We start from the raw sequence: 15,331 nt of genomic DNA on the forward strand, positions 1-15,331 counted from the left end.
CACGGTATCAACGTTAACGACGTCTTGCTATCACGATGATTCCAGCGCTACCGTTGCAGCGTTATCAACGTTACCAACAAGGAGCTGACCATGATCGTCGTCACCGGAGCCACCGGCGCCCTCAACGGCGCGACCGTCGACCACCTGCTCGAGCGGGTCCCCGCGTCCCGGATCGCCGTGGTCACCCGCGACGTGAGCAAGGCCGGGCGGTTCGCCGAGAAGGGCGTCACCGTGCGGCACGGCGACTACGCCGACGCCGCGTCCCTGCCCGCCGCGTTCGAGGGGGCCGAGCAGCTGCTGCTGGTCTCCTCGAACGACCCGGCGGGCGACGCGGTCGAGCTGCACCGCACCGCGATCGACGCGGCCGTGACCGCCGGGGCGGGGCGCGTCCTCTACACCAGCCACCAGGGCGCGGCGCCGGGCTCGGCGTTCAACCCGGCCCGTGACCACCACGCCACCGAGCAGTTGCTCGCCGCGTCCGGTCTGCCCTGGACGTCGCTGCGCAACGGCTTCTACGCGCACAGCCTGACCTGGCTGGCCGGGCCGTGGCGCGAGACCGGCCGTATCACCGTGCCCTTCGACGGGCCGGTGTCGTGGACGGCCCGGGAGGATGCCGCGGAAGCCGCCGCCGCGATCCTGACGTCGGACGAGGCCTACGAGGGCCCGGTCACGCTCACCGCGAGCGCGGCTCCCACGTTCGCGGAGGTCGCGGTGATCGCCTCGGAGGTCTCCGGGCGCGGCGTGGACATCGAGGTGGTCGACCCGCAGGAGTGGGTCGCCGGGCAGATCGCCTCCGGCCGGCCGGAGTTCGTGGCCCGGTTCACGCTGGGCATGTACCAGGCCGCCGAGCAGGGCTTCTTCGCGGGAACCGACCCGCTGCTGAAGACCCTGCTCGGCCGCGAACCGCGGACCGTGCGGGACGTGCTCGCCCAGGCTCTGTCCTAGGCCTCCTGCAGGGCCTCGACCAGGAGGGCGACCAGGGCCTCGACCTGGACGTCCACCGTGTCGGCCTCGTCGACGTCGGCGCCGTCGAGGGCGCGGGCGGCCAGCCCGGCCTTGCTGTCGATGAGCCCGGCGATGCGGGCGTCGACGGTCTGGGCCGCGATGACCCGCCACGCGGTGACCGGCTCGGTCTGGCCGATGCGGTGGCTGCGGTCGATGGCCTGGGTCTGCTCGGCGTCGGTCCACGACAGCTCGGCCAGCACGATGTTGGAGGCGACCTGGAGGTTCAGGCCGACCCCGGCGGCGGTCAGGGAGCAGACCGCCACGGCGACACCGGGCTCGTTGACGAACGCGTCGATGTTCTTCTGCCGCACCGTGGGGGTCTGGTCGCCGCGGATCGAGGCGAACCCGACGCCCTGCTTGGTCAGGATCTCCTCGGCGGTGTCCATGACGTCGACGTGCTTGGCGAAGAAGACGACCTTGCCGGCGCTGCGGGCCAGCTGCACCGCGTAGTCGGCGGCGAGGCCGGCCTTGGCCTGGCCGATGCGGCGCATCATGCTGAAGACGTTCTCGCCGGACTGCTTCGAGGTGTCCTTCAGTTCCGCCCTGGCCACGCGGCGGGCCAGGTCGAGGTCGATGCCGGTCTCGTCGAGCGTGACCGACTCACGCAGCGACAGGGCCGTCTCGTACTGGTGGAGCAGGCGGCGGGCGAGCTCGCGCTCGGCGGCGCGCACCGACCGGCCGGCCGCGCCCTCGAGCTCGACGGGCAGGTCGGCGATGCGGCGGGCCGGGATGTCGGCGGCCACGTCGATCTTGCGGCGCCGCACGATGCCGGCGTCGATGACGCACTGCCGGGCGGCCCGGTAGAAGCCGGGGTCGGCCGGCACCAGGCCGGTCTCCTCCAGGCAGGCGAGCAGGTCGCCGACCGGCTTGGAGTCGTCGATCCAGCCGAGGAACTGCCAGATCGCGCGGAAGTCGTCGATGTCGTTGATCAGCGGGGTGCCGGTCAGGGCCATGAGCAGCGGCTGCTTGCGGCGCCCGCGCAGGCGCTCGGACAGGTGCAGCACGTGCTGCGAGCGCTGGGAGGTCTTGTTCTTGATGAAGTGGGCCTCGTCGACGACGATGCCGCCGAAGCCGAAGTCGTCGAGCCAGCCGATGTGCCGGTCGAGGACCTCGTAGTTGACGATCACGATGTCGGCGAACCCGTCGACGGCGTTGCCGTCACCCTGCACGACGGTGGCCGGGTGGCTCGGGGTCCAGCGCCGGGCCTCGCGGGCCCAGTTGGTCTTGACCACGTTGGGCACGACGACCAGCAGCGGGTACGCGTTGGCGGCCTGGGCGGCGAGCAGGGCCTGGGCGGTCTTGCCGAGGCCGGGCTCGTCGGCGAGCAGGAAGCTGCGGTGGCCGGCGGCGGCCGCGGCGACCAGCTGACGCTGGTGGGGCATGAGGTCGACGCCGGGCGGGGTGCCGGGGGCGCCGGCCGCGGGCAGCTTCATGCAGGCGGGCACCCCGTCGCCGGCCCGCTCGAACGAGCTGAGCAGGGGGCCGATGAGTTCCCAGCCGGCGAGCCGATTCGGGGCGAGGGCGGGGGCCGGGGCCGCGGAGAAGTCGGGCGCCAGGAACGGGTTGGCGAGCTGGCGGGAGACCACCGAGCGCGGGACCACGCGTTGCTTCTCGGGCACGATCGGGGCGGCGGCCACGGCGACCGGCTCGGGCTCGGGCTCCGGGGCCGGGGCGACGCCGCCGGCCTCGAGCATGTCGCGGCGCATCTCGCGGGCGGCGGCCGACAGCGGCGCGTCGTCGGCGAGCAGGGCCAGCAGCGCCGAGTCCTGCACGGCGGTGGTGGCGAGGATCTGGGCCAGACCGTCGAGACGCTTGAGCTGCTGCTCGGCGGCGCGCCCGGCCGGAGCGGCCTTGACCCGGGTCTTCTCCTCGCGCAGCAGGCCGGCGACCACCTGGAAGCGGGTGCGCACCGAGGGGGTGACGCGGCCGCGCTGGGCGGCGGTCTCGATCTCGCGGGCGGCCGAGGCGAGCACGGCCATGATGTCGACGGGACGGCGCTGGGTGCGACCGGGCTGCCGTGCGGTCTGCTGCCGCTGACGCGACTGCCCGGCCTGACGGCTCTGCCCTCCCTGACGGCCCTGCCCCTGCTGACGGGACTGGCCCGCCTGACGGGACTGCCCGCCCTGCCGGGGCTGACGCGGCTGCTTCTTCTGCCCGGGCTCGTCGCCCTGGGCGCGGGCCCGGGTCGTCTTCTCCGGGGACTGCGCCCGCTGGCGGGTGCGCCGGCGGCGCGGTTCGGCGCCCGGGAGCTGGATCTCGTCGTCCGGGCTACGCCGGCCACCCGAGGCCTGGGCGTCCGGGGCCTTCTGGTCGTTCTGGCTCTGGTTCGGTGGCGCCGGACGGCGACGGCCGGTTGCGCGCTGGCCTGGTCGGGCCACTAACTCCTCCTCCAACTGCTCCAACGACACCTGAGACGTGCTCAGGTGCGGTGAGCGCGGACCACGAACGTCCGGGCTCATCCCCCTGGTCCCGTGGGACCGTGCGAGACGCGCGGCGGATCCGCGGCGATCTCGTCTTTCTGGCCCGATGTTTCGCTGGTCGGGGCACGTGCTGGTGCTCTGGGCCGGTGACCACGACCGAGTGCGGTCTCGTGGTCGATGCTTCGCTCCGGACCATGCTATACGAGAGTGCGCAGAACACTCACCGCTGGGGGTCAGCGTAGCCCGATCGTCATGAACCGTCAGGTCAGCAGCTGGTTCGGGGTCACCTCGGAGCTCATCCAGTGCGTGCCGGTCCGCACGTGCCCGGCCCGCACCCACTTGGCCACGTGGGTGCCGAACCCCCGGCGCCCGAACGCCCCGGCGGTGCGCACCACGAACCCCTCGCTGACGGCGCGGTGGTGCCCCTCCTGCCAGCGGCGCCGCAGGCCCGGCACCCCGTCGGCCGGGAACGGGCCGCGGTACAGCTCGGGCACGCACTCCAGCCCCAGCAGCCCGGCCCACTCCCGGGTGGCGTCCCAGTCCAGGCACTCGTCGCCGAGCCAGACGCCGAACACCAGGAAGTACGAGGCCAGGTCGTCGTAGCCGACGGAGTGCCGGGCGTACAGGTTCTCGCCGCACACCCGCATCCCGTCCGGCAGCTCCCCGGCCAGCCGCGCCGCCAGCGCCTTCACCCAGGTCCGGGACGGGTGCGCAGGCGAGTCGACCGACCGGGCGTGCACGTAGCCCGGGCCGATGGTGGTGTTCTCGCCGTCCATCTTCTCCGTCAGCACCACCTCCCCGGCTCTCAGCACGCCCAGGTCGGCCAGGTGCTCGTCGTCCGCGCTCGCGCCCGGGCTGCCGGGCAGGTGCCGGGTGCGCGGGTACTTCACGCGCTCCACCGCACCCCCTCCGTGCCACCCGGCCGCCCCGCCGACCAGCGCGTCCGTTCGTCGTAGGCCCAGGACACCCGGTTCGGCTCGACGACCGTGAGGGTCTGGTACTCGTCGGGCGTGGGCCAGCGCAGCCTGGCCGCCATCGCGGTGACGGCGGCGGCCGGGACCGCGTCGGCGCCGGGACGGGTCGTCTGGCGGCGCAGCGACATCTCCAGCGGGGCGTTGAAGGACACGGCGTGCAGGGCCGCGCCGTAGCGGCCGGCGTAGGTGACGAGCACGTCGCGGGTCTCGCGCAGCAGGTGGGTGGCGTCGACGCAGATGTCACGACCGGCGGCCAGGAGGGTGGGGATCTGCCGCACCACGGCCGCGGCGGCCGCCCGCCGGTCACGTCGCCGGGCGCCCTCGCCGGAGAGCACGACCCCACCGGTCGCGGGCGCCCAGACCTCGCGGGCCCAGGTGGACTTGCCGACGCCGGGCAGGCCGATCGTGTAGGTGATCGAGCCGCCGGTGCTGTGCCGTTCGGCCGCCGCGAGACGTGCCGAGACCGCCCCCACGTCGGTGAGCGAGCCCTCGACCAGGGCCCGGAAGGTCTCGCGCCAGGCCCGCGGATCGGCCGTGCCCCGCTCGGCGACCTGGTCGAGCAGGCCGAAACTGCCCGGCCGGGCGGCGTCCAGGTCACGCAGCACCAGCCCGGCGAACTCGACGCGCTCGGCCAGCTCGGTGACGTCGTCGGCGATGCGGCCGCGGGAGTCGCTGTCCCACAACGCCATCAGCAGGGCGGGGTCGGTGACGTGGGTCATGCGCAGTGCGGCGCCCGGGCTGATGCGCTCGGCCGCGTAGGTCCACATGTGGGCCCGGACCAGCGCATGGACGCTGTGGTGCACTCCCAGCGGCAGTTTCAGCACAGCGGGGTGGGTGGCGAAGAGGGACGCGACGAGCTTGGCGCCCTCCAGGTCGTGGCCGTGGGCGCTCCACCGGCCGGGCCCGTTCTCCCGCGTGGTCAGCGGCTTTCCGACGTCGTGGAGCAGCCCGGCCAGGCGTAGCGCGACGGCCTGGTTCGGGTCGGTGAGCCGCTCGGCGTGCTCGGCGGCCAGGTCGTAGACCCAGCGCGAGTGCGTGGCCACGTCACCCTCGGCGTGAAAGGCCGCGGTCTGCGGGCAGTCCCGCAGGGCGGCGAGCTCGGGCCGGGACTCCGCGGACAGGTCGACGGGGGCACCCTCGACGGCCCGGCCGATCGCGTCCATGCTGTCTTCCCCCGTCTGTGACTGGGCACGAGGCTGCCGGGACGACCGGCCCGGGGCAAGTGCTTTTCGGCCCGTCCCGCGGTTGCGGTGTCCAGACCTAGTCGGAGGTGTCGCGACGTAGCTTCTTGATGGTGCCGCGTCGCTTCTTCTGCGCGATCCGGCGCTCCTGCGAGCCTTTCGTGGCCCGGGTCGCGCGCCGGGCGCGAGGCGGCGGGGCCAGGGCGCCGGCCACGATCTGGGCCAGGCGCTGCTCGGCGGTCTCCCGGTTCTGCAGCTGCGAGCGCTGTTCCGACGCGGTCACCGGCAGGACGCCGGCGACGAGGCGCCCGCCGAGGCGGCTGAGGATCTGCTCACGCTGCCCGGCGGTGAGCACCTGGCTGGCCGTGACGTCCCACCAGACCTGCACCCGGCTGTCGGTGGTGTTGACGCCCTGGCCGCCGGGCCCCGAGGCGCGGGTGAAGCGCCAGGTGAGCTCGGCCTCGGGGATGGTCAGGGACTGGGTCACCTTCAGGGGGCCGGGCATGTGCCCATTCTGCCCTCCGCCCGGCTCGGCTCCACCCGGCTCGGCCCGGCCGGCACCCAGATCGGCACGAGGTGCTCCCCGCGGCGACGAGAACGAACGAGGGACGCGGATCCGCACCGGATCCGCGTCCCTCACTGTCCCCGGGGGCGTCCCGGCGCGCTCATCGACCGGGACCCCTCGGGTGACTCAACCGCGGGGGGTGCCCGGCGCGTCCTCCGGCTCGCTGTCGCTCCGAACCGCCGGGGCCGGGGTGCCCGGCCCACCGTCCTCGCCGTCCTCGTCCACCGGGTGCGGCTTGACCGGCATGAAGAACTCGTCGTTGTAGTTCTCCCGGCCGTAGTCGGCCGCCGCCTCCAGCGCCTCGACCACGCGCCGGTCGCGGCGCACGATCGGGTCGTTGCGCAGGTCCTTCACCAGGGACACGCACATCAGCACCATGACCAGCATGAACGGCACGGCCATGATGATCGTGGTGTTCTGGATGCCGGACAGGGCGTCGCCCTCGCCGCCGCCGACGAGCAGCATGATCGCGGCGATCGCGCCCATCACGGCACCCCAGAAGATCACCACGCCGCGGCTCGGGTGGATCGAGCCGCGCTGGCTCAGGGTGCCCATCACGATCGAGGCCGCGTCGGCGCCGGAGACGAAGAAGATCGCGACCAGGATCATGGCGATCACGCCGAGCACCGCGCCCAGCGGGAGCGTGTCGAGCAGGCCGAACAGCTGGCCCTCGATCGGTTTCGAGGCCAGGTCGGTGCCGCTGCGCTGGGCGCTGATCGCGGCCCCGCCGAAGACCGCGAACCACAGCAGGCTCACGGAGCTGGGGATCAGGATGACGCCGGCCACGAACTGGCGGATGGTGCGGCCCCGGCTGATGCGGGCGATGAACATGCCGACGAAGGGCGCCCACGAGATCCACCAGGCCCAGTAGAAGACCGTCCAGCCGGCCAGCCAGGTCTCGGTGGCGTCGCCGCCGGTGGCCGCGGTTCGGGCGGCCATCTGCGACAGGTTGCCGAAGTAGTCGCCAATCATCGTCGGGATCAGGTCGAGGATCAGGACGGTCGGGCCGCCGATGAACACGATGACGGCCAGCAGGCCGGCGAGCACCATGTTGACGTTCGACAGGGCCTGGATGCCCTTGGAGACGCCGGAGACCGCCGAGGCGATGAACGCGATGGTCAGCACCACGATGATGACGACCAGCAGCGACGTGCCGACCGAGTCCATGAACCCGCCGGCGGTCAGGCCCCCGCCGATCTGCAGGGCGCCCAGGCCGAGCGAGGCGGCGGAGCCGAAGAGGGTGGCGAAGATGGCCAGGATGTCGACCGCCCGGCCGAAGGCCCCCTCCGCGCGCCGACGGCCGAACAGCGGGATGAACGCCGAGCTGATCAGCTGCGGGCGGCCCTTGCGGAACGTGCCGTAGGCGATGGTCAGGCCGACGACCGCGTAGATCGCCCAGGGGTGCAGCGTCCAGTGGAAGAGCGTGGTGGCCATGGCGACGTCGAACGCCTCGGCGGTGTCCGCCTCGACCGTGGCCGGCGGTGGGGAGGTGAAGTGCGAGAGCGGTTCACCGACGCCGTAGAACATCAGGCCGATGCCCATGCCCGCGCTGAACATCATGGCGATCCACGAGATCGACCGGAACTCCGGTTCCTCGTCGTCGCGGCCCAGCGGCACCTTGCCGTAGCTGCTGAAGGCCAGCCACAGCGCGAAGACCACGAACCCGCTGGCGGTGAGCACGAACGCCCAGCCGCCACCGGCGATGACCTGGTCCAGCACGGTGGAGGCGACGCTGCTGAGGGAGTCGGAGCTGATGATGCCCCAGGCGATGAACGCGACCATCAGACCGGCCGCGACGCCGAACACCACACGGTCGGTGGGCAGCCGCCGGTCGGCGCTCTCACGGTGCAGCGAGGCCGGTTCGCGGGGTGGTTCGGTGCTGCTGCTGAGGTGGTGCGGTTCCGTTTCCGGCACGTGGTTCCCTCCGTCGCCCGCCAATTCCTGACGTTCTGGCAGGGGGCACGTTCCTTGCTACCGGTCTGCCTGTCAAAGGCCAGGACGTCGAGCATCTAACGATTCGGTGTCACCGGCCAGCCGATCCTCACCGGCTGACGACCACCGGTGACCCCTCGTCCCACGCGAGCGCGACATCACCGACATCCGGGACACCGGAAAGTGGGAACTGAATCACGCGGCCGGCCGGCCTCCGTCCCGGTGCCCCTGTTCCCACTGCTCGATGGCCGTACGGGTGCCGGCCAGATCCGGGTGGTCCGGTTCCAGCACCCGCATCTGGTCGTCGAGCACGGCCCGTAGCTCCCGCACCGCCGCGGCCGGGTCCTCGCCGCCCCGCAGGCCGGCGAGCGCGAAGCGCACGGTGAGGGTGTCCGGGTTGGCCGGGCCGAGCAGGGTGGCGCTGCGGCGGGCGACGGCCCGCAGTTCCTCGACGGCCTGCGCGACGGCGCCGGTGCGCCCTCGCCACAGCGCCAGCCGGTACCGCGTCGCCAGGGTGTCGCGATGGTCGGGCCCGAGCACGTCGGTGCGCTCGACCAGGAGCTTGCGGAACATCTCGACGGCGGCGGGCCCGTCGCCGGCCTCACCGATCCACTGGGCGAGGTGATGCCGGGTGTCCAGGGTGTCCGGAGCGTCCGGCCCGAGCCGGCGGGTGCGGTCGGCCAGGACCGTGCGCAGCTCGCGCACGGCCGCGGGCGCGTCCCCGGCGTAGCCCTGCCAGGCCGCGAGGCTGTTGCGGGTGTGCAGGGTGTCCGGGTCGTCGGGGCCCAGGTGCCGGATCCGGTCGTCCAGCAGGGCCCGGAACTCGCTGATCGCCTCCGGTATCCCGCCGGCCCGGGCCCGCCAGCCGGCCTGCTCGTGCCGCGCCTTCAGGGTGCGCGGGTCGTGCGGGCCGTGCAGCCGGGTGAAGGCGGTGACGAGCTCCCGCATCGCGGCGAGGGCCGCCGCGGGCGCGCCGGTGTGCCCCTGCCAGAAGGTGAGCTCGGACCGGGCGGCCAGGGTGTCCGGGTGGTCCTCGCCGAGCACACCGACGCCGGACGCGTGCACCTCGAGCGCGAGAGCGAGAGCCGCGTGCACCTGCCCGGTGCGGCCGAGGTCGGCCGTGACGGCCGGGAGCAGGGGGTGCATCCCGCCCTCGACGAGCGAGCGGCCGGCGTGACGGTGCAACGCCAGGGCGCCGGCGCGGAGCAGGGCCTTGGCCGGGTCGTGGTCGCCGGTGCGCCCCAGGAGCCCGTTCACCGCGTCGGCCCCGGCTCGGGCCGCGGCGGTGAGTGCCTGCGGCGGAAGGCTTTCCCGGGTGGCGCGCTGGACCAGGGCGTGCACGCGCACCCGCCCGTCCCCGTCGGTCACCAGGTTCAGGCGGTGCAGGCAGCGCACCGCGTCGGCGAACGGCTGCCCCTGCTCGCGGGCCCGCTCGGCGGAGCGCGGCTGACGGGACCGCACGTACGCCTCGACCGCCGGCTCCTCGAAGATCCGCGCCGGGATGCCGTTGGGGTCCAGCAGCGCCGCGATCTCCAGCAGCGGACGGGCCAGGTTCCGCGGCGTCAGGGTGTCGGCGAGCGCGATCGACAGCGACCAGGCGGCCAGGTACGCGAGGCGCTGGCCGTCGGGCAGCGCGTCGGTCTCGGGCACCAGGCCGGCCAGCCGGGCCTGCTCCCGGCGCAGCCGTTCCCGGTAGAGATCGCAGGTCAGGGCACGGTCGTCGATGTAGGCGGCGGCCTGGGCCAGCACGACCGGCAGGTGCCCGAGGTCAGCGGCCAGGGCCTGCGCCCCGGCGGCCCGTTCGGGGGCGGCGGCGAACTTGGCCCGCAGGTAGGCCTGCGACTCCGGCGGGCTGAACGCCTCGGCCGTCACCACCCGGACCTGGCCGCCGGTCAGGGCGTGATCGCGGCGCCGGGTGGTGACCAGTGTCTGGCCGCGGGCGCTGCGCCTGGGCGCCCACTCGGCCAGGACCTGGGGGCTCTGCAGGTCGTCGAGCACCACCAGCCAGGTCCGCCGGGTCGTGGCCGTCCAGTCGAGAAGACGCCGCGCGGCCGCGACGTCGTGGTGGTCGCGGGTGCCCGTGAGCCGGCGCGCGGCCTCGGCGTAGGCGTCGACGACCGAGTCGTGATGGGCCGCGTTCACCCAGAGCACGACATCCACCCGGTTCTCGCGCCAGAGGCCGTCGGCGTAGGCGCGCGCGACCTGGGTCTTGCCGACACCGCTCAGACCGGTCAGGACGGTCGTGCGCACCCGGCCCCGTCCAGGAGACAGACGCCGGGACAGTGCTTTTCGTGGTTGCTCGCAGTCGGGCGGGAGGGGCCCGGCGCCGAGCCGCACCCGTTTCGCCGGCGCCGCCCCGGCGCCGTCGTGCATCCGTTCGGCGTACAGGACGGCCCGGTCCGCCTCGGCCGGGTCGGCCCCCACGGCCAGTGCGAGGGCACGGGCACTGCCGGGCTGGGGACGCCGCCGGCCCCTGAGCACGTCGGCCACGTAACTCGACGACAGGCCGGAGGCCGCCCCGATCTCCCGCATCGACAGGAGCCCGCCGGGGCTCCGGCCCCGCGTGTGCGCGTGCAGGGTGAGCAGGAGGTCGCGCAGTTCGCCGTGCCAGGCCTCGGACACCCGCCCAGTGTCCGCCCACCTCGCTAAACGCACAAATGCCCCGTACCGCCCGCTGTCCGCCGACGCATCCGCCTCCTTCGGGCGTCCGTGCCGGTCAGCCGGACGCCAACGCCCGGGTGTCCGCTCCCCCGGCCGGGCACCCACCCGGCGCCGGAGCCTGGGACCACCGCACCATCCGTTCCGACCAGGAGGCACCCACCATGTCGACATCGACCACCCGTCACCACTTCTCGTGGTGGTTCAGCATCGTCTTCCTGACGCTCGTCGCGGCCACCGGCACCCTGATCACCGGCGGGTCCCCGGCCTCGGCGTCCACGTCCGCCCTCGGCGGGTGCAGCTACCCGTACGTCTGCCTCTACACGAGCAACGGCACGAAGGTCGGGCAGTTCAAGGACGTCACGTCCGGCTGGCAGCTGTTCTCGCGCCGGGACGTGACCCAGGCCAAGAACACCCGCAACGACGACGTCGTCTACTTCAAGCACAGCAGCGGTTACACCAGCTGCCTGGAGAACAACACCGAGGCCTCGACCTACCACGACGGGTACGGCCCGGTCGTCGGACTGCAGATCAACGACAGCAGCACCTGCTACCAGGGCTCCGGCCCGCCCGCCTGATCCCGGCAACCGTCCGGTGCCCGCCGCCCGGCGGGCACCGGACCCGCGCCCGCTCCCCCGCCACCCGCACCCGCACATCCGACCGCACAGGAGGATTCACATGACCGGCGACCTCGACGACAAGAGCCACCGGCTGGCCGTGAAGGGCCTGCGGATCGACATGTCCGCGCGCCGCTGGGCGATCGCGGGCGTGCTCGTCGGGGCCGTCGCCCTGGGCCCGGCGCTGCTCGCCGGCGGCGAGGCGGACAGCCACAGCTGCTCCGACACCAGCGTCTCCGGCGACGGCAACCAGGTGCAGCTCACCTGCTGGACCGAGCAGGCCGACGACCTGGCCCGGGCCGACAGCAAGCAGGAGATCCTCGACCGGGCCGGGAAATTCGCCGGTACGGCACCCACCGGTCCAGGGCCGTGGCCGCTCGTGGTGGTGGCCGACGCGACGCTGGGCCTGAAGGTCCGATCCAGCGGGTACGCCGACGGCGTGCAGATCGGCTCCGCCGCCTTCCGCAGCTCGGTCTGGGCCACCTGCCGCGCCGACACCGGGTTCGATCCCGAGCCCGGCGACAGCACCGGGGCGCTCTGGTACCGGATCACCTGGCCCACCACCGGCCCGGGCACCGAGTTCGGCAACTCCTCCCCCTCCGACCCGCACCAGGGCTGGGTCTACGGCGGGCTCGTCGCCCCGGCCGGGCACGACGGGAACCTGCCCACCTGCTGACCGCGCCGTCCGGATTCACGGGCGCGGCCGGTGACCTGCCCGGGGTGAGCACCGGTGAGGACGCGGTGGCCGCCGCCGGTGCGGTCGTCGCCGGTGCGGTCGACCCGGCGGCCACGCCGGTGACGGGACCCGGGGCGTCCGGAAACGCTCAGCTCACGAGACGGCGCACGGCCTCCCGGATCTGCTCGCGTGAGGGCGGGGCCGTGGACAGGATCGAGTGGATCACCAGCCCCTCGATCAGGGCGTCGAGCGCGCGGGCGGTGTCCGGCTCGACGAACCGTTCCAGCACCGAACGGCTTGCGCGCATCCAGTTCTCGGTGACCTCCCGCAGCGCCGGGTCGCGCAGGGCCGCGCCGTACAGCTCGTAGCTGACCGCCCACTCGTCGGTGCTCGCCCCGGCCGCGTCGTGGATCAGGCCGGTGACCGCCTCGATCAGCCCGGGCACGTCGGTCACCGCGTCGAACCGGGCGCGGTACGCCTGCCCCAGCCGCTCCGAGAGGCGGATGAAGGCGTGGGTGCGCAGGTCGTCCAAACTGGAGAAGTAGTAGGTGAGCGACCCCAGCGGCACGTCGGCCGCCTCGGCGATCACCCGGTGCGTGGCGCCCACCACCCCGCGAGCGGCCATCACGGTGATGGCCGCGTCGAGAATCCTCTCCCGGCGCTGCGGATCGGTGCGCCGGGGGCGTCTGTCACCGCTCACGCGGGGCCGAGCTCGCGGATCACCCGGGCCGGGCTGCCGACCGCCACGACGTTCGCGGGCAGGTCGCGGGTGACGACGGAACCGGCACCCACCACGGTGTTCTCGCCGATCGTGACCCCCGGACAGACCACGACTCCCCCGCCCAGCCAGACGTTGTCACCGATGACGACGGGCTCGGCGGCCTCCCACTTGGCCCGCCGCAGCTCGGGGTCGACCGGGTGGGTGGGGGTGAGCAGCTGCACGTGCGGGCCGATCTGCACGTCGTCGCCGATGGTGATCGTCGCGACGTCCAGGGCGGTCAGCCCGAAGTTCGCGAAACAGCGTGCCCCGATGCGGATGTTCGTGCCGTAGTCGACATGGAGCGGCGGGCGGATCTCGCTGGCCTCGCCGATCCCGCCGAGCAGCTGCTCGAGGATCCGGCGGCGCAGCGGCGCCTGCCGGGCGGTGGTGGCGTTGTAGGCCGACATCAGGTCGAGGGCGACGAAGGAGGCCTCGGCGATCTCCGGGTCGTCGGCGATGTAGAGGTCACCGGCCCGCATCCGCTCGGTCATCGAGCGCTGGTCGCCGGGTGCCACGGTTTCTCGATCCATAAGAACAAGCGTACATACGTCGGGGTGCGGCGGCGCCTCCGGGAACGGCTCGCGTCGCTCGGCCTCGCTCAGGGCGCCCGGCGCCCCGCGGTCAGGCCAGGTTGGCGGTCAATGACACCACGCCCGCCTTGGCCGCGGAGTACGGCTCGCCGCCCGCCCACCGACCGCGGATGCCGTCCGCCCGGCGGCCGCCGCGTCGATGTCGGCGACCACGACGTCGGCTCCCTCCTGCGCCAACCGCGCGGCACAGGCCCGCCCGATTCCGTGGGCGGCACCGGTGACGAGGGCGAACGATCCGCTGAAGCGACCAGGCGCATGACGAGGCATGGAAGGAGAGCATCCCGGTCGCCACCCGGCCGGGCCACCGCACGTGCGGAGAAGACGTCCGCGAGTGGGTGCGCCCGGGCCGGGGACGGCGATGTCCCGGCCGAGGTCATCCCCGTCCGGTGAAGTCCTCGAAGTCCATGTTGGCCAGGGCCAGGTTCACCGCCATCGACGAGGCCTGCCGCGCCCCGACGCGTCCGGTCTGCGGCGGGGCGTCGTCCGGGGCCGCGTCCTCGGCATCACTCAGCAGCGCGACGTTGACGGCCAGGAGCGGGTGGCCCACGGCCATGGCCTCACGGTCCGCCACGAAGAGCACCTCGGGTGTTCCCTCGTCCGGCAGTGCCGGCACGATCTCCTCCCACCGGGCGCCTTCCCAGGCCCGGTCCTCGATCACGAAGGGCTCGGGGGCGTCGTCCTCCTCGGCCTGCCCGTTCACCGGTTCCCGCAGGTCGCCCAGGATCGCCTGCCAGGCCACCTCGTCACCGAAATCGGTACGCACGACGAGCACGTCGAACCGGTCACAGCCGTCCAGAAGAACGGGCGACCGGTGCGGGACCACCTCTTCGCGACGCTCTTCGGCCCCGGGTGCTTCCGGGGTCCCCGACGCCGGCGGCTCCGGCAGCGGTCCCTGCCAGATCACCTGCCCGGCCTCGTCGGCGAAGGTGATCCGGCCGTCGTCGGACACGTACATCTCGAAGGCACCCAGGTCAGGGGGAACGCCGATGCCGTTGTCCATCGAGAAGTACCCGCCGGAGCGACGGCTGCCCAGGTTGCCCTCCTCGCTCAGGGCAAGCCCCGGGTACTGCCGGGAGAAGTCGCCCCACAGCATGTCGCCACCGGCCCGCTGCAGGAACACCGCGCCGTCGCGCGTGTTCACCAGGGCGAAGCGGCCGTTGGCGGAGGTGAGGGTGTGCCCCGTCAGATTCTGGCCGCGTCTGAGGCTGCGCCCGTCCGGGAGCCCGTGCCAGCGTTCCCAGGCCGCAGGCGGCGCATCGGTCTGCCAGCGCACGTACCCGTCCTCGTCGAGCGTCATCATGCGCCCCGCGTTGTGCATCACCACCGCGCTGATCGGCACCGAGGAGACCTTGCCGCTCCACAGCAGTGCCCCGTCCGGCCCGAGCACGACCGGTGTCCCGTCCGGCCGCAGCTCGAACCGTCCGGTGCCGGTCGAGCCCTCCCCGGTGGAATCCTGATCGCCGGTGCCGGAGACCCAGACCGGATACCCGTCGGCCTGACGGTGGATCACCAGGCGGCCGTCGGGCTGGTGCACCAGCGTGAACTCACCGCTCGGGCAGCTCACCGTCTCGTGGGACAGGAATTCACCGGGGCGCAGGACCACGGTGTAGTCGGAGGCCTCCATCGTCAGCTCTCTCTCGTCGGGCTGCTGCCTGTACGGATCAGCACGAGCGAAACGCCCCCGAAGTTCACCGGGACGTGGCCCGGCGAGGGGCCGGTCCCGTCCTGACGAGCGCGCCCTTCGTCGACGGCCTTCGGACGCCCCGGCCCCGGACCGGAAACCCGAGACGGGGCAGGAACGCGGCCAGGCCGTTCGCACAGCACGTGACCGTTCTCCGCAACCGGACCTTGGCCCGCCCAGGCGGTCGCGGCTCCGCTTTCCCCCGACCGGTCCAGTGGCGTGGTTATCTCCGGCCGGCTCCGGGCCGACGCCCATGGGGTCAGCACCCGCTT

General features: G+C 73.3%; 13 protein-coding genes. 3 read left to right on the forward strand and 10 right to left on the reverse strand.

Translation table 11 applies throughout. From position 1 onward, the window contains the following. Nucleotides 1-90 precede the first annotated feature (90 nt). On the forward strand, nt 91-945 hold the full coding sequence (locus tag J2S57_RS30970; protein WP_307249527.1) for an NmrA family NAD(P)-binding protein: 855 nt from the start codon (nt 91-93) through the stop codon (nt 943-945). On the opposite strand, the gene J2S57_RS30975 is transcribed toward J2S57_RS30970, so the two are convergent. From J2S57_RS30975 to J2S57_RS31000, 6 genes are all read right to left on the reverse strand, one after another. After that, nucleotides 942-2,984, reverse strand: coding sequence for a DEAD/DEAH box helicase (locus tag J2S57_RS30975; protein ID WP_370882726.1), 2,043 nt, complete (start codon nt 2,982-2,984; stop codon nt 942-944). The two genes, J2S57_RS30970 and J2S57_RS30975, sit on opposite strands and share 4 nt — an antisense overlap. Before the next feature lie 701 nt (nt 2,985-3,685). Continuing rightward, nucleotides 3,686-4,324, reverse strand: coding sequence for an RNA ligase family protein (locus J2S57_RS30980; RefSeq protein ID WP_307249529.1), 639 nt, complete (start codon nt 4,322-4,324; stop codon nt 3,686-3,688). Further along, nucleotides 4,312-5,562: an AAA family ATPase gene (locus J2S57_RS30985; protein ID WP_307249530.1), complete on the reverse strand. Its 1,251-nt coding sequence runs from the start codon at nt 5,560-5,562 to the stop codon at nt 4,312-4,314. Before J2S57_RS30985 ends, J2S57_RS30980 begins: the two co-directional genes overlap by 13 nt. A 97-nt stretch (nt 5,563-5,659) precedes the next feature. Next, on the reverse strand, nt 5,660-6,085 hold the full coding sequence (gene arfB / locus J2S57_RS30990; protein ID WP_307249531.1) for an alternative ribosome rescue aminoacyl-tRNA hydrolase ArfB: 426 nt from the start codon (nt 6,083-6,085) through the stop codon (nt 5,660-5,662). A 186-nt stretch (nt 6,086-6,271) separates the two neighbouring features. Continuing rightward, nucleotides 6,272-8,059, reverse strand: a complete 1,788-nt coding sequence (locus J2S57_RS30995) for a BCCT family transporter (protein ID WP_307249532.1) — start codon at nt 8,057-8,059, stop codon at nt 6,272-6,274. Nucleotides 8,060-8,272: 213 nt separating this feature from the next. Further along, a complete protein-coding gene (locus J2S57_RS31000; protein ID WP_307249533.1) occupies nt 8,273-10,699 on the reverse strand; it encodes a tetratricopeptide repeat protein in 2,427 nt (808 codons plus the stop codon). A gap of 200 nt (nt 10,700-10,899) precedes the next feature. Here J2S57_RS31000 and J2S57_RS31005 point away from each other — a divergent pair, with 200 nt between their 5' ends. Together J2S57_RS31005 and J2S57_RS31010 are read left to right on the forward strand one after the other, a co-directional pair. Further along, a complete protein-coding gene (locus J2S57_RS31005) occupies nt 10,900-11,313 on the forward strand; it encodes a hypothetical protein (RefSeq protein WP_307249534.1) in 414 nt (137 codons plus the stop codon). 100 nt (nt 11,314-11,413) lie between these two features. Continuing rightward, nucleotides 11,414-12,028, forward strand: coding sequence for a hypothetical protein (locus J2S57_RS31010; RefSeq protein ID WP_307249535.1), 615 nt, complete (start codon nt 11,414-11,416; stop codon nt 12,026-12,028). Nucleotides 12,029-12,176: 148 nt separating this feature from the next. Here J2S57_RS31010 and J2S57_RS31015 read toward each other — a convergent pair whose 3' ends face one another. The 4 genes from J2S57_RS31015 to J2S57_RS31025 form a co-directional block, all read right to left on the reverse strand. After that, nucleotides 12,177-12,728, reverse strand: coding sequence for a TetR/AcrR family transcriptional regulator (locus tag J2S57_RS31015; protein WP_307249536.1), 552 nt, complete (start codon nt 12,726-12,728; stop codon nt 12,177-12,179). Next, nucleotides 12,725-13,318, reverse strand: a complete 594-nt coding sequence (locus tag J2S57_RS31020; protein ID WP_307249537.1) for a sugar O-acetyltransferase — start codon at nt 13,316-13,318, stop codon at nt 12,725-12,727. Before J2S57_RS31020 ends, J2S57_RS31015 begins: the two co-directional genes overlap by 4 nt. 108 nt (nt 13,319-13,426) lie before the next feature. After that, nucleotides 13,427-13,645: an SDR family NAD(P)-dependent oxidoreductase gene (locus tag J2S57_RS35470; RefSeq protein ID WP_370882520.1), complete on the reverse strand. Its 219-nt coding sequence runs from the start codon at nt 13,643-13,645 to the stop codon at nt 13,427-13,429. A 106-nt stretch (nt 13,646-13,751) separates the two neighbouring features. Continuing rightward, nucleotides 13,752-15,002 (reverse strand): DUF6924 domain-containing protein, encoded by a 1,251-nt coding sequence (locus J2S57_RS31025; protein WP_307249538.1) that lies wholly within the window; start codon nt 15,000-15,002, stop codon nt 13,752-13,754. Nucleotides 15,003-15,331: the final 329 nt, after the last annotated feature.

The organism is Kineosporia succinea (genome assembly GCF_030811555.1).
Taxonomy (GTDB): Bacteria; Actinomycetota; Actinomycetes; order Actinomycetales; family Kineosporiaceae; genus Kineosporia; species Kineosporia succinea.